Here is a 21,827-nt window from a genome sequence, read left to right on the forward strand (position 1 = left end):
GCGCGCGGCGAGCGCAAGACAACAGGGGAAAACGCGCATGAACGCAGACGTGGGATCGGCCGTCGCAGCCGAGAGATTCCTGGCCGGGACGGACCCCGCGCTGTCGGTCTGCCGGAGCCGTGACGAGCTGCACGTCGTCGCCGATGGCGCTGTCCTGCTCTCGCTCACGCTCGATATCGCTCAGGAGCGGCTGATCGTACGCGGCGGCGTCGATGATCCGGATCTGATGCTGCGCGGAGTGTCTGTTGCTACGGAAGCGGTGTTCGGCTGGCATCCGGCGGTGGAACGGCTGGTGCTGGAATGTGCAGAGAGGCCGTCCGCGGCATCGATGCTGGCCCGCGAGGGTCTCGCGGTGATCGAGGATGACCGCGCAGTGCTGCTGCCGGACATGGTGATGCAGCGGCGCGAGAGCTGGCTGGTGGATGCCGCACGCCCGGCATTTCCGCTCTCTCATGTGATGAGCGACGGCCGACGTCATCCGCGCCGGCCGCCGAAGCCGGCCGGCCGCGTCTATGCGCGCTTCATCCCCTGGCTGTCCGATGTCGTCAGCTTCCGCGTCGTCGACGTCGACCAGGATCTTCCGCTGGTTCACCGCTGGCTCAACGATCCGCGGGTGGATGCGTTCTGGAACGAGGCCGGCGACCTCGACAAGCACCGGACCTATCTGTCCAAGATCCTGTCCGATCCGCACATGCTGCCGCTGATCGGCTGCTTCGGTGAGCGTCCCTTCGGCTATTTCGAGCTGTACTGGGCCAAGGAGAACCGCATCGCGCCGTTCTACGACGCGGCCGACTACGATCGCGGCTGGCATGTGATCGTCGGCGAGGACGATTTTCGCGGCCGCGACTACATCACCGCGTGGCTGCCCTCGCTCATGCACTACATGTTCCTCGACGATTGCCGCACGATGCGCATCGTCGGCGAGCCGGCTGCGGCCCATGTCCAGCAGCTGCGCAATCTCGATCGCGCCGGATTTGCCCGGATCAAGAATTTCGACTTCCCGCACAAGCGAGCAACCCTGGTCATGTTGCTTCGCGAGCGTTTCTTCGCGGACCGGCTGTGGCAGCCGGCTGCGAAGGACGCAACCAAAGAGACCCAACGCTGACGGAGCATCACCTCATGTCTCATCCCATCGCGCCGGACTATGATGTCATCGGTGTCGGCTTCGGGCCGTCGAATCTGGCGCTCGCCATTGCGCTGGAGGACTGTGCCAGACAGCAGCGGCTGAGTTGCCGTTCCCTGTTCGTGGAGCGGCAGCCGAGCTTCAAATGGCACGGCGGCATGCTGCTGCCCGGCAGCAACATGCAGATCTCGTTCCTCAAGGACCTGGTGTCGCTGCGCGACCCGACCAGTCCCTTCACCTTCGTCAACTATCTGCACAAATCCGGTCGCCTGCTTGATTTTTCCAACTGCAGGACGTTCTATCCGAGCCGGATCGAGTTCAACGACTATCTGCGCTGGGTCGCCGACCAGTTCAGCGCGCAGGTCGACTATGGCGAGACGGTCACGTCCGTAGAGCCGGTCAGTGCGGGCCAGTCGGTGGTCGCGTTGCGCGTGCTGACGCGAACGGCACGTGGCGAGGAGCAGGCCCGCATCGCGCGCCATCTCGTGGTCGCCGTCGGTGGCGTCCCGCATGTCCCCGCCGAGCTGCATCCGATCGCCGGGGATCGTCGGGTTGTGCACACCAGCGCCTATCTCGACTCGCCGCTCACCGCGGAGCTGCGCGGCCGTCCGGTCCGCGTCGCCGTCATCGGCGGCGGGCAGAGTGCCGCGGAGGTCACGCTCGATTTGAGTGACCGGCTTCCGGAGGCTCATATCGATCTCGTCTTCCGCGGACATGCGCTCAAGCCGTCCGACAGCAGCCCGTTCGTGAACGAGATCTTCAATCCGGACTACACCGATTATTTCCATTCGCGCGAGGCGGCCCAGCGCGCCGCCATCATCCGCAGTTTCCGCAACACGAACTATGCCGTCGTCGACCCGGAGCTGCTGGACCAGCTCTACCGCAAGACCTATCAGCAGCGCGTCTCCGGAGAACGCACACTCGCGCTGCATCCCCGCAGCGAGATCGTCAGCGCCGAAGCAGGTCCGGACGGCATCACGCTCGAGCTCCTGAACAAGGACGAGGCGGTCCGTCACCGGGCGGCCTATGACGCCGTCATTGTCGCCACGGGCTATGAGCGATCGCCGGTTCCGGCCTTCCTCGATCCGATCCGGCGCTACATCGAGCCGGGCGGGCTGGACCGCGATTATCGGCTCCAGACCCGTCCGGGCTTTCGTCCGCAGATCCATCTGCAGGGCTGCTCCGAGTCCTCGCACGGGCTGAGCGACACATTGCTGTCGGTGCTGCCGATGCGCGCCCAGGAGATCACGGCGTCGCTGGTGGCGACGGCAGCCGGACCGCGCGCGCCAGAGCACGACCCGCATCTGGCCGAAGCCATGTACTCGTGAGGCAGGGACGCAGGCCGCGGAGCCGCTGAGTTGGCGAGGAACCCGTCGTGCTGCCGGTGGAGCGGCACGGTCGGATGAACATCGGTGTTCGCCGTGATTGCGATTGTTGTAGGGCCGGCATCTCGCGGCCAGCAGCCACGGCGCAGTTTGGGAATGGGAAATGGCTGAGCCGCATCTGCCTGAGCGGGTCGTGACTTTATTGATATCCAGTGATTACGCGCGGCTCGTCGGGAGCACCATGTCGGAGCGGTTCGACTATATCGTGGACATTGCCTCCCTGCATACCCGCGACGAGCTGCTGCGGCGTCATCAGCTCGACCGCGTGCTGGTGCGTCAGGTCGAGAAGTGGCTCGCCTTCCATGGACGCCGTCTGCGGCGTCCGGCCGAAAGTATCGACATCGCGATGTGCAGCCTGGAATTCCGCAAGCGGCGCATCCGGCGGTCGCGCCTCGGGGCGCGGCGGCGTCGGCTGGATCCGAAGGCATCCCCCAAGGAGCCGGGCTGACCGTCCATCCAACTCGGCCGTCCACTGATCCCGGCGTTCGAAGCATCGTCGCGCCCGGTGCCGGGCGGATCGATCCGCTGTCCGACTTTTCGGGCGGCCATGGCTGCCACTTTCCGAAAGTTCAGACGGGCCACCGGCCGTCCACCGGGCCGGCGCCGATGATGGTTTGCAAACGGTAGAAAATTGAACGACATGCGGCCTCCCTTTGGAGTATCCTGCCGCTGGCACGAATGCTGCTTGAAGAGCCGCCAAACGAGCGCCAGCTCCAGAACAACAGACGCGAGGGGGACGTCCATGCCAGCCCACAGCCCACCTTTGATCTGACATCCTGCGAGCAGGCGATCGCGCCTGCGCGGCTTCGCGCGCGCCTGAACGGTCGGCGCGTGTGTGGACCTGTGACCTCGGCTCGGAATGCAGTGGAGACCAAGATGACAATTGCGGACGCGAACGACCTGGATCCGCAGGAAACCCGCGAATGGCTGGAGGCCCTGGCGGCGGTGCGTGGCCATCGCGGCGATGCGCGCGCCCGCTTCATCGTCAAGGCGGTGCTCGACGCCGCCCGCCGCGACGGCCTTCCGGTCGCCCAGTCGCTGACCACGCCGTACTGCAACACGATCCCCGTCAATCAGCAGCCGGCGCTGCCCGGCGACCGCGCCCTGGAGCACAAGCTCCGCTCGATCATCCGCTGGAATGCGCTGGCGATCGTGCTGCGCGCCAACAAGGAGAGCTCGGAGCTCGGTGGCCACATCGCGAGCTTCCAGTCGGCGGCGACGCTCTACGACATCGGCTTCGGCCATTTCTGGCATGCGCCGACCGAGACCCATGGCGGTGACCTGATCTTCGTGCAGGGCCACTCCTCGCCCGGCATCTACGCGCGCGCCTTCCTCGAAGGGCGCCTGAGCGAGGACCAGCTGCTCGGCTTCCGCCAGGAGACCGGCGGCAAGGGCCTGTCGAGCTATCCGCACCCCTGGCTGATGCCTGACTTCTGGCAGTTTCCGACGGTGTCGATGGGGCTCGGGCCGCTGGTCGCGATCTACCAGGCGCGCTTCCTGAAATATCTCGAGAACCATAAGCTCGCCGAGACCGCCAAACGCAAGGTCTGGGCGTTCATGGGCGACGGCGAGACCGACGAGCCGGAATCGCTCGGCGCCATCTCGCTCGCCGGGCGCGAGAAGCTCGACAACCTGATCTTCGTCATCAACTGCAATCTGCAGCGGCTCGATGGCCCGGTGCGTGGCAACGGCAAGATCGTCCAGGAGCTGGAGAGCGTGTTCCGCGGTGCCGGTTGGAACGTCATCAAGGTTCTCTGGGGCTCGGGCTGGGACCGGTTGCTGGAGAAGGACAAGAGCGGGCGGCTGCTCCAACTCATGGAAGAGTGTGTCGACGGCGAGTACCAGGATTTCAAGAGCAAGAGTGGCGCTTACATTCGCGAGCGCTTCTTCGGCAAGTATGATGAAACCAAGCAACTCGTCGCTGACATGAGCGACGACGAGATCTGGAGCCTCACCCGTGGCGGTCATGATCCCGAGAAGGTGTTCGCGGCCTATGCGGCGGCGGTCAATCACAAGGGCCAGCCGACCGTCATCCTGCCGAAGACCGTCAAGGGCTATGGCATGGGTGAATCGGGCGAAGGCCAGATGATCGCGCACCAGGCCAAGAAGATGACCCAGGATGCGCTACGCGGTTTCCGCGACCGTTTCCAGGTGCCGGTGGCCGACGAGGATCTCGCCAAGGTGCCGTTCATCCGGCCCTCGGACGACAGCCCGGAGATGCAATACTTCCACGCTCAGCGCGCGCGGCTCGGCGGCAGCCTGCCGCAGCGCCGGCGCAAATCGGCGTCGTTGCCGATCCCGCCGCTGTCCACGTTCCAGCGCCTGCTGGACGCGACCGGCGAGCGCGAGATCTCGACCACCATGGCGTTCGTGCAGATGCTCGGCACGCTGGTGCGCGACAAGGCGATCGGCAAGCACATCGTGCCGATCGTGCCGGACGAATCCCGCACCTTCGGCATGGAGGGCATGTTCCGCCAGCTCGGCATCTATTCCTCGGTCGGCCAGCTCTACCGGCCGCAGGACGCCGACCAGCTGATGTATTACCGCGAGGACAAGACCGGGCAGGTGCTGCAGGAGGGCATCAACGAAGGCGGTGCGATGTCGAGCTGGATCGTGGCGGCGACGTCCTACAGCACCAACAACGTGCCGATGATCCCGTTCTACATCTACTACTCGATGTTCGGCCTGCAGCGCGTCGGCGATCTCGCCTGGCTCGCCGGCGACATGCGCGCGCGCGGCTTCCTGCTCGGCGGCACCGCCGGGCGCACCACCCTGAACGGCGAGGGCCTGCAGCACGAGGACGGCCACAGCCACATCCTGGCAGCGACCGTTCCGAACTGCGTGTCCTACGACCCGACCTTCGCCTATGAGGTCATCACCATCGTCCGCGAAGGCATGCGCCGCATGTACGAGGCGCAGGAGGATGTCTACTACTACATCACCTTGATGAACGAGAACTACTCGCATCCCGCCCTGGCCGAGGCTGGCGAGAAGGCGGAGGAGGGCATTCTCAAGGGCTTGTATCTGCTCAAGAGCGGCGGCGAGGCCAAGGACGACGGGCTTCGCGTCCAGCTGATGGGTTCCGGCACCATCCTGCGCGAGGTGATCGCGGCCGCCGAGCTGCTGAAGACCGACTTCGGCGTCACCGCCGACGTCTGGAGCGCGACCAGCTTCAACGAGCTGCGCCGCGACGGCATGGCGACGGAACGCTGGAACCTGCTGCACCCGACCGAGTCGCGCCGCAAGAGCTGGGTCGAGGCGCAGCTCGACGGCCATGCGGGCCCGGTGGTCGCCTCGACCGACTACATGCGCAACTATCCGGACCAGATCCGCGAATACGTCCACGCGGCAGGCCGCCGCTATGTCGTGCTCGGCACCGACGGCTTCGGCCGCAGCGACTACCGCGTCAAGCTGCGGCGGTTCTTCGAGGTCGATCGCCACTACGTCGCGGTGGCCGCGCTCAAGGCGCTGGCCGACGACGGCCGCATCGGGCCGGACGTCGTCGCGCAGGCGATCGCGAAGTATCAGATCGATACTGGGTGCGCTGCGCCCTGGACCCTGTGACGCAGCCAGCCGAGGACATAGCGATGACTGACATCAAAGTACCCGATATCGGCGACTTCAAGGACGTCCCGGTGATCGAGATCTTCGTCAAGCCCGGCGACAGCGTGAAGGCGGAGGATCCGCTGATCGCGCTGGAGTCCGACAAGGCGACGATGGAGGTGCCGTCGCCGCGTGACGGCACCGTGAAGGCTGTGGTCGTCAAGGTCGGCGACAAGGTCAGCGAAGGCACCGTCGTCGTGCAGTTCGAGGACGCAGGCGCCGCGCAGGCCGAGGCGCGTCCGGTCGTCAGCGCGCCGCCGTCGCCGGTCAGCGCGCCCGCCGGCGTCGCCGAGGTGCGGGTGCCCGACATCGGCGACTTCAAGGAAGTTCCGGTCATCGAGATCTTCGTCAAGCCGGGCGACAGCGTGAAGGCGGAGGATCCGCTCGTCGCGCTGGAATCCGACAAGGCGACCATGGAGGTGCCGGCGCCGCTGTCAGGCACGGTGCGCGAGCTCAAGGTCAAGATCGGAGACAAGGTCAGCGAGGGCGCGATCATTCTGGTGCTGGCGACAGGCGAAGTCGCTGTTGCAGCAAGCGCGCCGCCGGCCGCGGCTGCACCTGTTGCCGTGTCTCCGGCTCCGGCCGCAGCTGACGATAGTTCTTTCGCGCTCGCCTATGCCGGCCCTGCGGTGCGCAAGCTCGCCCGCGAGATGGCTGTTGACCTTGGCAAGGTGAAGGGCACCGGCAATCACGGCCGTATCCTGCGCGAGGACGTCGAGGCCTTCGCCAAGGGCGAGACGAAGGGCGGCGCCGCCCCGGCCAAGTCGCAAGCGGCGGCCGCAAGCACGGGTGGAGGCGCGGGTCTCGATCTGCTGCCTTGGCCGAAGGTCGATTTCGCCAAATACGGTCCCGTCGAGCGCAAGGAACTCGGCCGCATCAAGAAGATCTCGGCGGCCAATCTGCATCGCAACTGGGTGGTCATCCCGCACGTCACCACCCATGACGAGGCCGATATTACCGAGCTCGAGCAGTTCCGCGTCAAGATGAACAAGGAGCTCGAGAAGAGCGGCGTCAAGCTGTCGCTGCTGCCGTTCATGGTGAAGGCCGCGGTGGCCGCCTTGAAGAAATTCCCCGAGTTCAACGCCAGCCTCGACGGCGATACGCTGGTCTATAAGAACTATTGGCACATCGGCTTTGCCGCCGACACGCCGAACGGCCTGATGGTGCCGGTGATCCGGGATGCCGACAAGAAGTCGATCCCCGAGATCGCCAGGGAGATGAATGACCTCGCCAAGCTCGCGCGCGAGGGCAAGATCAAGCCCGACCAGATGCAGGGGGGCACCTTCTCGATCTCCTCGCTCGGCGGCATCGGCGGCATCTACTTCACGCCGATCATCAATGCGCCCGAGGTCGCGATCATGGGCGTCTGCAAGGGCTACTGGAAGCAGCATTCGGCTGACGGCAAGACCTGGACGTCGCAGCTCACACTGCCGCTGTCGCTGTCCTGGGACCACCGCGTCATCGACGGCGCCGCCGCCGCCCGCTTCAACGTCCATTTCGCCAACGTGCTCGCCGATCTCCGGCGCGTGCTGTTCTGAGATGTAAGGAGGGAACGGCATGGCTCAGCTGATCGACGTGAAGGTGCCGGACATCGGCGACTTCAAGGATGTCGCAATCATCGAGGTGCTGGTGAAGCCGGGCGAAACGGTCGCCGTCGACACCAGCCTGATCATCGTCGAGTCCGACAAGGCCTCGATGGAAATTCCGTCCTCGCACGCCGGCACCGTCAAGGAGATCCGCATCAAGACCGGCGACAAGGTCAGCGAGGGCTCGGTCATTCTCGCGCTTGAGGCCACGGATGCTGCGGCCAGTGCGGCGCCCGCCGCGGTCTCGCCGCCGCCCGCCGCTGCCCCGGCTGCTGCGCCCGCGCCCGCCGCCGCGTCCTATTCCGGCAAGGCCGATATCGACTGCGAGATGCTGGTGCTCGGCGCCGGTCCCGGCGGCTACTCCGCCGCGTTCCGTGCCGCAGATCTCGGTATGAAGACCGTGCTGGTCGAGCGCTACAGTACGCTCGGCGGGGTCTGTCTCAACGTCGGCTGCATCCCGAGCAAGGCGCTGCTGCACACCGCGTCCGTGATCGACGAGGTCAGGCATCTGCCTGATCACGGCATCTCGTTCGGCGCGCCGCAGATCGATCTCGACAAGCTGCGCGGTTTCAAGGACGGCGTCATCAAGAAGCTGACTGGCGGCCTCGCCGGCATGGCCAAGGCGCGCAAGGTCGAGGTGGTGACGGGCGTCGGCAGCTTCGTCGATCCCAATCACCTGGAGGTCGCGACCGCGAGCGGCAAGACGACGATCCGCTTCGCCAAGGCGATCATCGCCGCCGGCAGCCAGGCCGTGAAGCTGCCGTTCCTGCCCGACGATCCGCGGATCGTCGATTCCACCGGCGCGCTGCTGCTGAAGTCGATCCCGAAGCGGATGCTGGTGATCGGCGGCGGCATCATCGGGCTTGAAATGGCGACGGTCTATTCGACGCTCGGTTCCCGCATCGACGTCGTCGAGATGCTCGACGGCCTGATGCAGGGTGCGGATCGCGACCTCGTCAAGGTCTGGGAGAAGATCAACGCGCACCGTTTCGACAAGGTGATGCTGAAGACCAAGACCGTCGGCGCCAAGGCGACCGAGGCCGGCATCGAGGTGAGCTTCGAGGGCGCGCAGGCGCCGGCCGGGCCGCAGCTTTATGATCTCGTGCTGGTGGCGGTCGGCCGCAGCCCGAACGGCAAGGCGATATCAGCCGGCAAGGCCGGCGTCGCCGTCACCGACCGAGGCTTCATCAACGTCGACAAGCAGATGCGCACCAACGTGCCGCACATCTTCGCCATCGGTGACGTCGTGGGACAGCCGATGCTGGCGCATAAGGCCGTGCACGAGGGCCATGTCGCGGCCGAGGCAGCGCATGGCGAGAAGTCCTATTTCGACGCGCGGCAGATTCCGTCGGTCGCCTACACCGATCCGGAGGTCGCCTGGGCGGGCAAGACCGAGGAGCAGTGCAAGGCCGAAGGCATCAAGTTCGGCAAGTCCGTGTTCCCATGGGCGGCTTCGGGACGCGCCATCGCGAACGGTCGTGACGAGGGCTTCACCAAATTGCTGTTCGACGCCACGACCCACCGCATCATCGGCGGCGGCATCGTCGGCACCCATGCCGGCGACCTCATCAGCGAGATCTGTCTCGCCATCGAGATGGGCTGCGAGCCCGCCGATATCGGTAAGACCATTCATCCGCATCCGACGCTCGGCGAATCCATTGGCATGGCAGCCGAGGTATTCGAGGGGCACTGCACCGATCTGCCGCCGCAGAAGCGGAAATAGGCGATTGGGACGAAACGTACACCGAGTGAGACCAGGGAGAGAAGGTTCGATGTCTGCAACCACCACAGCGGCCGCGGCGCCGAAAAAGCCGTTCTACCGGGTCCTCTATGTGCAGGTCCTGGTCGCGATCGTGCTCGGCGTCATCGTCGGCTGGCTCTGGCCGGAGTTCGGCAAGAACGACTGGATCAAGGCGCTCGGCGACGGCTTCGTCAAGCTGATCAAGATGGTGATCGCGCCAGTCATCTTCTGCACTGTCGTGTCCGGCATCGCGCACATTTCCGAGGTGAAGAAGGTCGGTCGCGTCGCGGTCAAGGCGTTGATCTATTTCGAGATCGTCTCGACCTTTGCACTGGCGCTGGGCCTGATCGTCGCGAACGTGCTGCGTCCCGGCGCGGGCTTCCAGGGCCAGACCAATGCCGCCGCAGTCGCCAGCTATGCCAAGCAGGCGAGCGAGATGAAGTCGGTCGACTTCGTCCTTCACATCATTCCGGACACTGTGGTCGGGGCGTTCGCCCAGGGCGAGATCCTGCAGGTGCTGCTGTTCTCGATCCTGTTCGGCTTCGCCTTGATGAGCCTCGGTGAACGCGGCCATACGATGCGCGCGTTCATCGACGACGCGGCGCATGCCGTCTTCGGCGTTATCGCGATCGTGGTGAAGGCTGCCCCGATCGGTGCTTTCGGCGCGATGGCTTTCACCATCGGGCGCTACGGCCCGCAGGCGCTTGGCAACCTCGCGGGTCTCATCGCGACCTTCTATCTGACCGCGCTCGTCTTCGTCTTCGTCGTGCTCGGTATCATCGCGCGCATCGCGGGATTCTCGATCTTCAAGTTTCTCGTATACATCAAGGACGAGTTGCTGATCGTGCTCGGCACGTCGTCATCGGAGAGCGCGCTGCCGCAGATGATGGAAAAGCTGGAGCGTCTCGGCTGCTCCAAGCCGGTGGTGGGACTCGTCGTTCCAACCGGCTATTCCTTCAATCTCGATGGCACCAACATCTACATGACGCTGGCCACATTGTTCATCGCTCAGGCCATGAACGTCGATCTCAGCTTCGGGGAGCAGATCACGATTCTGCTCGTCGCGATGCTGACCTCGAAGGGCGCCTCTGGCATCACTGGCGCCGGCTTCATTACGCTTGCCGGCACGCTCGCGGCTGTCAGGCCTGAGCTCGTGCCGGGCATGGCGATCGTGCTTGGCATCGACAAGTTCATGAGCGAATGCCGCGCGCTCACCAATCTCTGCGGCAACGGCGTCGCCTGCGTGATCGTCGCCTGGTGGGAGGGTGAGCTCGACCGCGACAAGCTGCGCGCCGCGCTCGACCGCGACATCGATCCTTCCGATGTCGAAGTTGCCGTCACCACTGGTTGATGCCGGACGAACCGGGACTGGCAGGACCAGTCCCGGTTCTCCCCCTTGATGCAGATGAGTTCGAGGATCGCGATGGATCGGGACCTGAAGGAAGCCGCACTCGAATATCATCGCCTGCCGACGCCCGGGAAGATCTCCGTGGTGCCGACCAAGGCGATGGCGACGCAGCGCGACCTGGCGCTGGCCTATTCACCTGGGGTGGCCGAGCCATGCCTGGTCATCGCGGCGGATCCATCGCAGGCCGATGAGCTGACGGCGCGCAGCAATCTCGTGGCCGTCGTCACGAATGGCACCGCCGTGCTCGGCCTCGGCAATATCGGTCCGCTGGCCGGCAAGCCCGTCATGGAGGGTAAGGCCTGCCTGTTCAAGAAATTCGCCGGCATCGACGTGTTCGACATCGAGCTCGCCGAGACCGATCCGGACGCGCTGATCGACACCATCGCGCGGATGGAGCCGACCTTCGGCGGCATCAATCTCGAGGACATCAAGGCGCCGGAGTGCTTCTACATCGAGCAGAAGCTGCGCGAGCGGATGAAGATTCCGGTGTTCCACGATGATCAGCACGGCACCGCGATCATCGTGGCGGCGGCGATCCTGAATGGGCTCAAGCTCGTCAAGAAGAACATCAAGGACGTCCGGCTGGTGTGCTCGGGCGCCGGCGCCGCGGCGCTCGCCTGTCTCGATCTGATCGTTAGCCTCGGGCTGCCGCGCGAGCAGATCATCGTCAGCGACGTGTTCGGCGTGGTCTATGCCGGCCGCGCCGAGGGCATGGACGACAACAAGGCCCGCTATGCGGTCAAGACCTCGGCGCGGACGCTCGGCGACATCATCGAGGGCGCAGACATCTTTCTCGGCCTGTCCGCCGGCAACGTGCTGAAGCCGGACATGGTCAAGCAGATGGCGCGCGATCCCCTGATCTTCGCGATGGCCAATCCGACGCCCGAGATCATGCCGGAGGATGCGCTGGCGGTGCGGCCCGATGCGATCATCGGCACCGGGCGGTCGGACTTCCCCAACCAGATCAACAATGTCCTGTGCTTTCCCTTCATCTTCCGGGGCGCGCTGGACTGCGGCGCCACCACCATCAACGATGCGATGAAGCTGGCCACGGTACATGCGCTCGCCGATCTCGCGATGACCGAGGTGCCCGAGGTGGTGGCCGCGGCATACAAGGGCGAAGGCCTGCGCTTCGGCCGCGACTATCTCATTCCAAAACCGTTCGACCCGCGCCTGATCGAGGTCATTGCGCCAGCGGTCGCCAAGGCTGCGGCCGACACCGGGGTCGCCCGGCGTCCGATCGCGGACATGGCGGACTACCGCGCGAAGCTGGCGCGGTTCGTCTACCGCTCCGGCAATGCCATGCAGCCGGTGTTCGCGGTCGCCAAGAGCGCCGCCAAATCGCTGCTGCTGGCGGAGGGCGAGGAGGAGCGCGTGCTGCGCGCCGCGCAGATCGTCGTCGACGAGGGGCTCGCGCTGCCGAAGCTGGTCGGCCGCCCCGCCATCATCGCGGAGCAGATCAAGGCCTTCGGTCTCCGCCTCAAGCCGGGACATGATTGCGAGATCATCGATCCGCAGGACGAGCGCGTCCATGCCGAATGCGCCGAGATGTACCACGCCAGCCGCAAGCGCGATGGCGTCTCTGCGGGACTGGCGCTGTCGGAGACCCGCAACAACGCGACGGTGCTCGCCTCGCTGCTGCTCGCGCGCGGTGTCGGCGATGCGATGCTGTGCGGCGTGGTCGGCCGGACCTCCGACCATCTCGCCACGATCCGCAACGTGATCGGCCTCCGCGACGACGTCGCCACGCTCGCGGTGATGCAGATGCTGATGCTCGACCGCCACCAGCTGTTCATCTGCGACACCCACTGCAATGCCGATCCGACCGCCGAGCAGGTCGCCGACATCGCGCTGCTGGCGGCGGCGGCCGTCCAGCGCTTCGGCATCACGCCGCGGGTGGCGCTGCTGTCGCATTCGAGCTTCGGCAGTTCGTCTGCGCCGGAGGCGTTGAAGATGCGCCAGGCGCGCGCCATCATCCATGCGCGTTCACCCGCGCTGGTTGTGGAAGGAGAGATGCGGGGCGATGCGGCGCTCTCGCAATCCATCCTCGATCACGAGTTTCCGGACTCCGGTTTCGAGGGACCAGCGAACGTGCTGGTCATGCCCAATCGTGATGCAGCCAACATCTCGTATAATCTGCTAAGGATGGCGGCGGGGCAGGGGCTCACCGTGGGAGGCATCCTGCTCGGTGCCGCCAGGCCGGCGCATATACTGACGCCATCGTCGACGGTGCGGCGCATCGTGAACATGGCGGCGGTTGCGGTGGCCGGGGCGGCGGTGCCGAAGACATGATGCAGACGGAGTGACGCGGGAGTCGCTCCGCCGCGCCATGGCCACGCTTGGGGAGGTTGGACGATGGCCGTTGCGCAGTCGGGAGTTCCGCGTGTCGTAATCGTCGGCGGTGGTGCCGGCGGATTGGAACTGGCCACGCGCCTCGGCGACAAATATGGCCGCAAGGGCCGGATCGACGTCACCCTGGTCGAGCGCAACCGCACCCATGTGTGGAAGCCGAAGCTGCACGAGATCGCTGCCGGCAGCATGGACATCTCGGCCCACGAGGTCGACTATCTCGCGCAGGCGTATTGGCACGGCTTCCACTACCGCATCGGCGACATGATCGGCCTCGACCGCGACAAGCGCGAGGTGCTGGTGGCGCCCTATCTCGATGCCGAGGGGCGCGAGGTCACCCCCAAGCGCACCATTCCCTATGACGTGCTCGTCCTCGCCATCGGCAGCCAGAACAATGATTTCGGCACGCCGGGTGTCGCCGACCACGCCATCAAGCTGGAATCGCAGCGCGAAGCCCGGCGCTTCCACGAGCGCATGATCAACGCCTGCATCCGCGTCCATTCGCAATCGTCGCCGATCGCCGCGCACCAGTTGAAGGTCGCGATCATCGGCGCCGGCGCCACCGGCGTCGAGCTGGCCGCCGAGCTGCACCGCACGACGCGCGAGGTTGTGGCCTATGGCCTCGACCAGGTCGATGCCGAGAAGGACATCAAGATCACGCTGATCGAAGCCGCGGGCCGCGTGCTGCCCGCGCTGCCGGAGCGGGTCTCGCGGGAGACCGAAAAGCTGCTCGCGCGACTGGGAGTCGAGGTGCTGGTCGGCGCCAAGGTCGCCGAGGTCGGCGCCGACAGGGTCAGCCTTTCAGATGGCCGCATCATCCCGGCCGAGCTGATCGTCTGGGCCGCCGGGGTGAAAGCGCCGGATTTCCTCAAGGACATCGCCGGGCTCGAAACCAACCGCATCAACCAGCTCGTCGTCAAGCAGACGCTGCAGACGACGCGCGACGAGCGTGTCTTCGCGATCGGCGACTGCTCGGCCTGTTCCTGGGGCGAGCGCGGCAACGTGCCGCCGCGGGCGCAGGCGGCGCATCAGCAGGCCTCGCATCTCTACAAGCAGATCCCGCGCTTCATCCGGGGCGAGCCGCTGGCGGACTACCGCTATCACGATTTCGGCTCGCTGGTGTCGCTCGGCGAGTTCTCGACGGTCGGCTCGATGATGGGCGCGCTGGTCGGCGGCAATCTGGTGTTCGAGGGCCTGTTCGCGCGGATGATGTATCTGTCGCTCTACAAGATGCACGAATACGCGCTGCACGGCTTGGCCAAGGTGAGCCTGGACACGCTGGCGCGCCTGATCACCCGCCGCACCGAGCCGCACGTCAAGCTGCACTGATGGGCGCAGGCCTCGCGGCCGCCTCGGTCGGGCAGGGCGGTCGCGCTGCATTGCGGCATCGCCGCCGGCCGATTTTGCTGTCGCCTATTCCACCGCAAGTCTCTAGAGTTGCTGGCGAAAAGCGGGCGCGGCGGGCGCAGTCCGCCAAGTCACGGATTGGCCTGGCTCAGGAGATGACGGACCTCCCCATCCGGATCGGCCTCGACGGACATCCCGACGTCGCCGCGGGGGTCCGGAGGCGCGCGGGCTGGCTCGTGCGCGGACTTCTGGCGCTTGCGCTGGTCGGCGCGGCGGCCTGGCTTGGCTATGCCATCGCCTTCTCCCGCGGGCTCGACCAGCGCCATGCCGCGGCCCAGCAGCGGCTGGCGGTCGAAGCCGCGCAGCTCGACGGCTATCTCTCCCGCTTCGAATATCTGCCGTCGCTGCTGGAGACCTCGCCGGACGTCTACCGGCTGCTCGGCACGCCGGATGACCGTTCGCTGCAGCAGAGCGTCAGCCTGTATCTCAAATCGATCAATCTGCTGGCCGGCGCCGACAACCTCTATGTGCTGAACGTCGCCGGCGATGCGATTGCGGCCGCCGACTTCGATCAGCCGGGCACGCCGGTCGGCAGCAATCTCTCCTACCGGCCGTATATGCGCCAGGCGCTGGCGACCGGCCGCGGCGCCTTCTTCGGCATCGGCATCACCAGCGCGCGCGCCGGCTATTATTTGTCCTATGCGGTCAAGCGCGAGGGGCGCACGATCGGCGTCGCCGTGGTCAAGGTCAATCTCGATGCCTTCGAGCGCGAATGGCGCAACCGCGGCAGCGACATGGTTCTGGTCGACGCCCGCGGCGTGACCATTCTCGCCTCGCGCGACGAATGGCGTCTTCGTCCATTGACGTCGCTCTCGGTGGATGCGCTGGAGGAGATCGCGACCTCGAAGCCCTATGGCAGCTCGACCCTCGCGCCGCTCGGCTGGACCTTCACGGAGACCACCGATCGCGGCGGCCAGGTCGTGACCGAGCGCGGCGCGGTCTACAGCGTCGACGAGCGTCCGCTCAACGAGCGGCAATGGCAGCTGCTGCTGCTCGACGACGAGACGCCGATCCGGCGCACGGCCCTGGTCATCGGCACGCTCTCGGGCCTCGCCAGCATCGTCGCGCTGCTCGCCTTCGGCCTGCTGGCGCAGCGACGCAACGAGATCCGCCAACGGCTCGCAAGCCAGGCCGCGCTGCAGGCCGCCAATGACCGGCTGGAGATCCGCGTGCAGGAGCGCACCGCCGAACTGCGCGCCGCGCAGGACGAGCTCGTGCATGCCGGCAAGCTCGCCGTCCTCGGCCAGATGTCGGCCGGCATGGTGCACGAGATCAACCAGCCGCTGGCGGCGCTGCAGACCGCGTCCGACAACGCCGTCCAGTTCGTCGATCGCGGCATGATCGGCGAGGCGCGGGGCAATCTCATCCGCATCGGCGAGCTGGTCCGCCGTCTCGGCCGCCTGACCGGCCAGCTGCGCGTCTTCGCCTACAAATCGAACGCGCCGCTCGATGCCGTTGCGGTCGAGCACGCGCTGGCCGAAACGCTGAAGATCCTCAGTGCGCGGGTGAAGGACGGCAGCGTCGACGTGTCGATCGATCTCGCGCCGGAGCTGCATGTCCGGGCCGATCAGACCCGGCTCGAGCAATTGCTCTGCAACATCATCGCGAACGCGCTCGACGCCGTCGAAGGCGCCGCCGACAAATCCATCTCCATCCGCGCTGTGCGCGAGGAAGGCCAGTGCCGCATCGCCATCGGCAACAGCGGTCCCGCCATCGCCACCGACGTCCTGCAGCGGATGTTCGAGCCGTTCGTGACGACCAAGCCCGCCGGCAAGGGGCTTGGCCTCGGCCTCGTGATCGCCAACCACATCGCGCGCTCGTTCGGCGGCGAGCTGCGGGCGCGCAATCTCGAGACAGGCGGCGCCGAGTTCGTCGTGCTGCTGCCGCTGGCCGAGTGACGAGGTCTTCGCATGACACATGAGCAACCGATCGGCGTGATCTATGTCGAGGACGACGAGGATGTCCGCATCGGCGCCGTCCAGGCGCTGCAGCTTGCCGGCCTCGCGGTCACGCCGTTCGGCTCGGTCGAAGCCGCAGGCGGAATCGTCCGCGCCGGCATGCCGTTCGTGGTGGTCTCCGACGTGCGCCTGCGCGGCAAGAGCGGCACCGAATGGCTGTCCGAGCTGCACCGGCTCGATCCCGACCTGCCGGTCATCCTGGTCACCGGCCACGGCGACATCTCGATGGCCGTCGAAGCGATGCGCAACGGCGCCTATGACTTCATCGAGAAGCCGTGCTCGTCGGAGCAACTCGTCTCCGTGGTGCGCCGGGCGCTCGACAAGCGGCGCCTGACGCTGGAAGTGCTCACGCTGCGCTCTGCGCTGGCCGACCGCCAGGGCATCGAGGCGAGCCTGCTCGGCCGCTCGCCGCAGATCCAGGAGGTCCGCCGGCTCGTCGCCAATCTCGCCTCGACCAATGTCGACGTGACGATCTACGGCGAGACCGGCACCGGCAAGGACGTCGTCGCCCGCTGCCTGCACGCTCACAGCGTCCGGCGCGGCGGCAACTACGTCGCGGTGAATTGCGGCGGCCTGCCGGAATCGCTGGTCGAGAGCGAATTGTTCGGCCACGAGGCCGGCGCCTTCACCGGCGCCACCAAACAGCGCATCGGCAAGATCGAATATGCCCATGGCGGCACCTTGTTCCTCGACGAGATCGAGAGCATGCCGCTCAGCGTGCAGGTGAAGCTGCTGCGGGCGCTGCAGGATCGCTTGATCGAGCGCGTCGGCTCCAACAAGCCGGTCGCGGTGGACTGCCGCGTCGTCGCCGCCAGCAAGGCGAATCTCTATGAGCTCAGCGAACGCAAGCAGTTCCGCGCCGATCTCTATTATCGCCTCGGCGTGGCCTTCATCGAGCTGCCGCCCTTGCGCGAGCGACGCGAGGACATCCCGATCCTGTTCGAGCACTTCACGCTGGAGGCCGCCAAACGCTTCGAGCGTGACGCGCCGATCGTGGACGAGCAGACCATGTCGCTGCTGCTGAGCTATGCCTGGCCCGGCAATGTGCGCGAGCTGCGCAACGTCGCCGACCGCTTCGTGCTCGGCGTGCTCGACCGCAAGGTCCTGGATCGGTCCGGGGCTGCAGCCTCGGAGCTGTCGCTGCCGCGGCAATTGGAAAACATCGAGCGCTCGATCATCGAGGATGCGCTGCGCCGCAAGCTCGGCGACGTCCAGGCCACCGCGGCCCTCCTGAGCATCCCGAAGCAGACGCTGTACGACAAGATCAAGCGGCTCGCCGTGAAGGTCGACAGCGTCAAGGAGAAGCATTGATGGAGCCGGCTCGCGTTGCACCTCGCGAGGAACGAACGCTGCGGCGGCGCCGTTGAAGGCCCATGACAGGCAGAGACACCCGCGACCTGCGCTCCGGCGCCTATGACCCCGTCAGCAAGGCCGGCTTGCCGCAGCCGCATCAGGTCAAGGACGAGACGACGCCGCGCCAGCGCGAGCAGTGGGGCGCCGATTTGCGCGCCGAGCCGCTGCCGGGCACCGAGCCGGTTCTGCCGGAAGGGCTCACGCGTGAGCGTCGCGCGCCGCTCAATCCCCGCACTGGCCGCCGCGACACGGTGTGAGGTGCCGCGGCTGCCTCATCGGCTTACTTGGCCGCGATCACCATGATCTCGACCGTGTATTGCGGCGCCGCAAGCCCGGCTTCGACGGTGGCGCGGGCGGGCGTGTTGCCGGCCGACACCCAGCCGTCCCACACCGCGTTCATCTCGCCGAAGGTCTTGATGTCGGTGAGATAGATCGTCGCGGACAAGAGCTTCGACTTGTCGGTGCCGGCCTTGGCGAGGTGACCGTCGATGATCGAAAGAATTTCCTCGGTCTGCTTGGTCACGCTCTCGCCGGCGGTCTTCTGCGCCACCACGCCCGCGAGATAGACGGTATTGCCGTGCACGACGACCTGGCTCATGCGCGGGCCGACTTCGAAACGCTGGATGGACATCGACAGAACTCCTCAAAAGGTCAAATGGGGCCTCTCCCTAGCGCGTGCGGCGCGGCGGCGCCAGTCGGCTGAGACAGGGCAGAGGCTGCAAATGAGCCGTTGTCCAGCGTGGATATTTGCAGCTTGGCAGCAGCGTGCCCTCCACCGTCCTTCGAGACGCCCGCCTGCGGCGGGCTCCTCAGGACGAGGTCCGATTTCGCGGTGACACTCACCCCTCATGGTGAGGAGCGCCGCTGGCGGCGCGTCTCGAACCATGAGGCCAGGGTTCACCGGAGGACGCGACCTTGCGTTGAGGCAGCCCACGAGACACACGGCCAGCGGCATTTCCGGATCGCGCCGCCTCGCCGCGCTGCGAAGCGCGCCTTGCCCATGGCTGAGGCAAGGGTGGGGCGTTTTCCGCGCTTGCACGGTTATTTGAGACATGAAACATTCTCCGCCAAGGTCCTGTTTTAAATTCCTGTTTTGACGAGGCGGAGGGGCACGATGCGGACGAAATTGATGCTGGCGGCATGGGCTGCGATCGCGTTGGGGTCGAGCGCAGCGCCGGCGCTGGCGCAGCAGACCATCCGCGTCGGCTGGACCATTCCGGCTGAAGAATCCAAATACTGGATGATGAAGCGGCCGACCGAGTTTCCGGATCTCGGCAAGACCTACAACATTGAGTGGACCCAGTTCCAGGGCACGGCACCGATGACCCAGGCGCTGGCCGCCGGCGCGCTCGATTGCGCGACGCAGGCGCCGCTGTCGCTGTCGAACGGCGTCGTCGGCGGCGGGCTCAAGGCCTATATCGTCGCCCAGCACGTCTATGAGAAGCCGGGCGGGTTCTCGGTCTATTGGGCGGTCAAGGACGATTCGCCAATCAAGACCATCGCGGACCTCAAGGGCAAGACGGTCGGCATCTCCGTGATCGGCGGCGGCACCCAGGGGCCGTTCAACATGCTCTTGAAGCAGGCCGGGCTCGATCCCGCCAAGGACATCAAGCTGGTCGAGGTCGGCTTCGCGGTGTCGGAGGATGCGCTGCGCCAGGGCCGCGTCGACGCCGTCAACATGAACCAGCCGTTCGCCGCGCGCGCCGAGGCCAAGGGCGGCACCCGCAAGCTGTTCCAGCTGTCCGAGGCGATGCCGAACATCGTCCACATCCTCGAGGCCTGCCGCGCCGACTTCGTCGACAAGAATCCGGAACTGGTGAAGGCCTATGTCCGCGACATCACCGCCGGCATGAAGAAGGCGCTGGCGAACCGAGACGAGACGCTGAAGGTCGTCTCGGAGGTGATGAAGGCGCCGGTTGCCGTCATCGACACCTATCTGTTGAAGGACAATGATTTCGGCCGCGATCCGGTCGCAGCACCCAACTTCCCGGCGATCCAGAAGATGCTCGACATCTACGCCGAGACCGGCATGCTGCCGAAGCTCGACGTCGCCCAGTTCAAGCATCCCACGATCGTCGCGCCGATCCAATAAGCGCCTTCGCGCGGAGTTCATTGTCGATGAGGAAGCTGCGCTCGCGCGTGACGGTGGATGGGCTCGATCGCGCCCCCCACCGCGCCTTCATGCGTGCGATGGGACTGGATGATTCCGACATCGCCAAGCCGATGGTCGGTGTCGTCAGCCAGAAGGGCGAGCAGACGCCCTGCAACATGACGCACGACTTCCAGGTCGACGCCGCCAAGACGGGGATCTCCGAAGCCGGCGGCACGCCGCGCGAATTCGCCACCATCTCCGTCTCCGACGGCATCAGCATGAACCATGAGGGAATGAAGTTCTCTCTGTTCTCGCGCGAACTGATCGCCGATTCCATCGAGGCCGTCGTCCACGGCCTTGCCTATGACGCGCTGATCGGCTTCGCCGGCTGCGACAAGACCTTGCCCGGCGTGATGATGGGCATGGTCCGCTGCAACGTGCCGTCGATCTTCATCTATGGCGGCAGCGCGCTGCCCGGCAGGTATCAGGGCAAGACGCTGACGGTGCTCGACTCGTATGAAGCCGTCGGCAGCTACATGACCGGCGAGATCGACGAGCAGACCTTGCGCGGCATCGAGCTGTCCTGCCTGCCGACGATCGGCGCCTGCGCCGGACAGTTCACCGCCAACACGATAGGCATGCTGTCGGAAGCGATGGGCCTGTCGATGCCCAACGTCTCGATGATTCCCGGCGTCTATGCCGAGCGCGCCCATGTCGCGCGTCAGGCCGGACGGCTGATCATGCAGATGCTCGCGAACGGCGGCCCGCTGCCGCGCGACATCGTCACGCGCAAATCCCTGGAGAACGGTGCCGCCATTGTCGCGGCCACCGGCGGCTCGACCAACGCCGCGCTGCATCTGCCGGCGATCGCCAACGAGGCCGGCATCCGTTTCACGCTCGACGATGTCGGCGAGGTGTTTGCGCGCACGCCGCTGATCGGCAATCTCAGGCCGGGCGGCAAATACACCGCCAAGGATGTCTACGACATTGGCGGCGCGGCCGTCGTCATCCGCGCGCTGATCGAGAGCGGGCATATCGACGGCTCCTGCATCACCGTCACCGGGCGCACGCTGGCCGAGGACTATGGCTCGGCCAATCCACCCGACGGCGAGATCGTCTTCAGCCCCGCCGAGCCGATGATGGCCGATGGGGGCGTGGCGGTGCTCAAGGGCAATCTCGCCCCCGATGGCGCGGTCATCAAGGTCGCCGGCCTCAAGAGCCTGGTGTTCGAGGGCCGGGCACGGGTGTTCGAGGATGAGGAAGCCTGCGTCGCTGCGGTCCGCGCGCGCAACTATCAGGCCGGCGAGGTGCTGATCATCCGCAACGAAGGGCCCGTGGGCGGTCCCGGCATGCCCGAGATGCTCGGCGTGACCGCGCTGATCTATGGCCAGGGCATGGGCGAGAAGGTCGCGCTGATCACCGATGGCCGCTTCTCCGGCGCCACCCGCGGCATGTGCATCGGCTATGTCTCACCGGAGGCGTTCGTGGGCGGTCCGCTGGCGCTGCTGCGCGACGGCGACCCGATCCGCATCGATGGCAAGGCGCGCACGCTCGACGTGCTGCTCGACGAGTCCGAGCTCGCGGGGCGCCGTGCCGCCTGGTCGCCGCGGCCGCCGCGGCATCGCGCGGGCGCGCTCGCGAAATACGCGAGGCTCGTCGGTCAGGCACCGCTCGGCGCGGTCACCCACGAGGGGCCGGCCGAATGGCCCTGGTTCGATCAGGAGCAGGAATGAGCAGCGAGGGGCGACGATTGGCAGGCTTCTTGCTAATCTGCGGTCGTTCATCCTGCTGTCCCGACGGAGCGTCTCGAGCGTGCTGCATC

15 protein-coding genes are annotated in these 21,827 nt (G+C 66.2%); 14 read left to right on the forward strand and 1 reads right to left on the reverse strand.

All coding sequences use genetic code 11. From position 1 onward, the window contains the following. Positions 1-37: 37 nt before the first annotated feature. From QQL87_RS20005 to QQL87_RS20060, 12 genes are all read left to right on the forward strand, one after another. Complete coding sequence (locus QQL87_RS20005; protein ID WP_284420510.1) at positions 38-1,105, forward strand: GNAT family N-acetyltransferase; 1,068 nt, start codon at positions 38-40, stop codon at positions 1,103-1,105. Between the two features lie 14 nt (positions 1,106-1,119). After that, complete coding sequence (locus QQL87_RS20010; RefSeq protein WP_284420434.1) at positions 1,120-2,451, forward strand: lysine N(6)-hydroxylase/L-ornithine N(5)-oxygenase family protein; 1,332 nt, start codon at positions 1,120-1,122, stop codon at positions 2,449-2,451. A 160-nt stretch (positions 2,452-2,611) separates the two neighbouring features. Beyond that, positions 2,612-2,956, forward strand: a complete 345-nt coding sequence (locus QQL87_RS20015) for a hypothetical protein (protein ID WP_284420433.1) — start codon at positions 2,612-2,614, stop codon at positions 2,954-2,956. 428 nt (positions 2,957-3,384) lie between these two features. Next, positions 3,385-6,072, forward strand: a complete 2,688-nt coding sequence (gene aceE, locus QQL87_RS20020) for a pyruvate dehydrogenase (acetyl-transferring), homodimeric type (protein ID WP_284420432.1) — start codon at positions 3,385-3,387, stop codon at positions 6,070-6,072. Between the two features lie 23 nt (positions 6,073-6,095). Continuing rightward, complete coding sequence (locus QQL87_RS20025; protein ID WP_284420431.1) at positions 6,096-7,649, forward strand: dihydrolipoyllysine-residue acetyltransferase; 1,554 nt, start codon at positions 6,096-6,098, stop codon at positions 7,647-7,649. 19 nt (positions 7,650-7,668) lie between these two features. Further along, a complete protein-coding gene (lpdA, locus tag QQL87_RS20030; RefSeq protein WP_284420430.1) occupies positions 7,669-9,420 on the forward strand; it encodes a dihydrolipoyl dehydrogenase in 1,752 nt (583 codons plus the stop codon). Positions 9,421-9,469: 49 nt separating this feature from the next. Further along, complete coding sequence (locus tag QQL87_RS20035; protein ID WP_284420429.1) at positions 9,470-10,789, forward strand: dicarboxylate/amino acid:cation symporter; 1,320 nt, start codon at positions 9,470-9,472, stop codon at positions 10,787-10,789. Between the two features lie 72 nt (positions 10,790-10,861). Further along, positions 10,862-13,138 carry an NADP-dependent malic enzyme gene (locus tag QQL87_RS20040; RefSeq protein ID WP_284420428.1) on the forward strand — a complete coding sequence of 759 codons (2,277 nt, stop codon included), beginning with the start codon at positions 10,862-10,864 and terminating at the stop codon, positions 13,136-13,138. 63 nt (positions 13,139-13,201) lie between these two features. Further along, the gene (locus QQL87_RS20045) at positions 13,202-14,524 is read left to right on the forward strand and encodes an NAD(P)/FAD-dependent oxidoreductase (RefSeq protein ID WP_284420427.1); all 1,323 of its coding nucleotides are present in this window, start codon (positions 13,202-13,204) and stop codon (positions 14,522-14,524) included. A 173-nt stretch (positions 14,525-14,697) separates the two neighbouring features. Continuing rightward, a complete protein-coding gene (locus QQL87_RS20050; RefSeq protein WP_284420509.1) occupies positions 14,698-16,500 on the forward strand; it encodes a sensor histidine kinase in 1,803 nt (600 codons plus the stop codon). 12 nt (positions 16,501-16,512) lie between these two features. Next, positions 16,513-17,871: a sigma-54-dependent transcriptional regulator gene (locus QQL87_RS20055; RefSeq protein ID WP_284420426.1), complete on the forward strand. Its 1,359-nt coding sequence runs from the start codon at positions 16,513-16,515 to the stop codon at positions 17,869-17,871. A gap of 62 nt (positions 17,872-17,933) precedes the next feature. Further along, complete coding sequence (locus tag QQL87_RS20060; protein ID WP_284420425.1) at positions 17,934-18,170, forward strand: hypothetical protein; 237 nt, start codon at positions 17,934-17,936, stop codon at positions 18,168-18,170. A 23-nt stretch (positions 18,171-18,193) separates the two neighbouring features. Here QQL87_RS20060 and QQL87_RS20065 read toward each other — a convergent pair whose 3' ends face one another. Continuing rightward, positions 18,194-18,544 (reverse strand): RidA family protein, encoded by a 351-nt coding sequence (locus QQL87_RS20065; RefSeq protein WP_284420424.1) that lies wholly within the window; start codon positions 18,542-18,544, stop codon positions 18,194-18,196. 483 nt (positions 18,545-19,027) lie between these two features. Here QQL87_RS20065 and QQL87_RS20070 point away from each other — a divergent pair, with 483 nt between their 5' ends. Both QQL87_RS20070 and ilvD read left to right on the forward strand, forming a co-directional pair. Beyond that, positions 19,028-20,005 (forward strand): ABC transporter substrate-binding protein, encoded by a 978-nt coding sequence (locus QQL87_RS20070; RefSeq protein ID WP_284420423.1) that lies wholly within the window; start codon positions 19,028-19,030, stop codon positions 20,003-20,005. A 26-nt stretch (positions 20,006-20,031) separates the two neighbouring features. Next, positions 20,032-21,738, forward strand: coding sequence for a dihydroxy-acid dehydratase (gene ilvD / locus QQL87_RS20075; protein WP_284420421.1), 1,707 nt, complete (start codon positions 20,032-20,034; stop codon positions 21,736-21,738). Positions 21,739-21,827: the final 89 nt, after the last annotated feature.

This window comes from Bradyrhizobium sp. SSBR45G, from assembly GCF_030159255.1.
Taxonomy (GTDB): domain Bacteria; phylum Pseudomonadota; class Alphaproteobacteria; order Rhizobiales; family Xanthobacteraceae; genus Bradyrhizobium.

Excerpts from the sequence above, each read along its gene's own strand:
- QQL87_RS20060 (WP_284420425.1), top strand. The coding sequence starts at position 17,934 with ATGACAGGCAGAGACACCCGCGACCTGCGCTCCGGCGCCTATGACCCC.
- aceE (WP_284420432.1), top strand. The coding sequence starts at position 3,385 with ATGACAATTGCGGACGCGAACGACCTGGATCCGCAGGAAACCCGCGAA.
- QQL87_RS20050 (WP_284420509.1), top strand. The coding sequence starts at position 14,698 with ATGACGGACCTCCCCATCCGGATCGGCCTCGACGGACATCCCGACGTC.
- QQL87_RS20005 (WP_284420510.1), top strand. The coding sequence starts at position 38 with ATGAACGCAGACGTGGGATCGGCCGTCGCAGCCGAGAGATTCCTGGCC.
- QQL87_RS20040 (WP_284420428.1), top strand. The coding sequence starts at position 10,862 with ATGGATCGGGACCTGAAGGAAGCCGCACTCGAATATCATCGCCTGCCG.
- QQL87_RS20055 (WP_284420426.1), top strand. The coding sequence starts at position 16,513 with ATGACACATGAGCAACCGATCGGCGTGATCTATGTCGAGGACGACGAG.
- ilvD (WP_284420421.1), top strand. The coding sequence starts at position 20,032 with ATGAGGAAGCTGCGCTCGCGCGTGACGGTGGATGGGCTCGATCGCGCC.
- QQL87_RS20015 (WP_284420433.1), top strand. The coding sequence starts at position 2,612 with ATGGCTGAGCCGCATCTGCCTGAGCGGGTCGTGACTTTATTGATATCC.
- QQL87_RS20025 (WP_284420431.1), top strand. The coding sequence starts at position 6,096 with ATGACTGACATCAAAGTACCCGATATCGGCGACTTCAAGGACGTCCCG.
- QQL87_RS20070 (WP_284420423.1), top strand. The coding sequence starts at position 19,028 with ATGCGGACGAAATTGATGCTGGCGGCATGGGCTGCGATCGCGTTGGGG.
- QQL87_RS20010 (WP_284420434.1), top strand. The coding sequence starts at position 1,120 with ATGTCTCATCCCATCGCGCCGGACTATGATGTCATCGGTGTCGGCTTC.
- lpdA (WP_284420430.1), top strand. The coding sequence starts at position 7,669 with ATGGCTCAGCTGATCGACGTGAAGGTGCCGGACATCGGCGACTTCAAG.
- QQL87_RS20065 (WP_284420424.1), bottom strand. The coding sequence starts at position 18,544 with ATGTCCATCCAGCGTTTCGAAGTCGGCCCGCGCATGAGCCAGGTCGTC.
- QQL87_RS20045 (WP_284420427.1), top strand. The coding sequence starts at position 13,202 with ATGGCCGTTGCGCAGTCGGGAGTTCCGCGTGTCGTAATCGTCGGCGGT.
- QQL87_RS20035 (WP_284420429.1), top strand. The coding sequence starts at position 9,470 with ATGTCTGCAACCACCACAGCGGCCGCGGCGCCGAAAAAGCCGTTCTAC.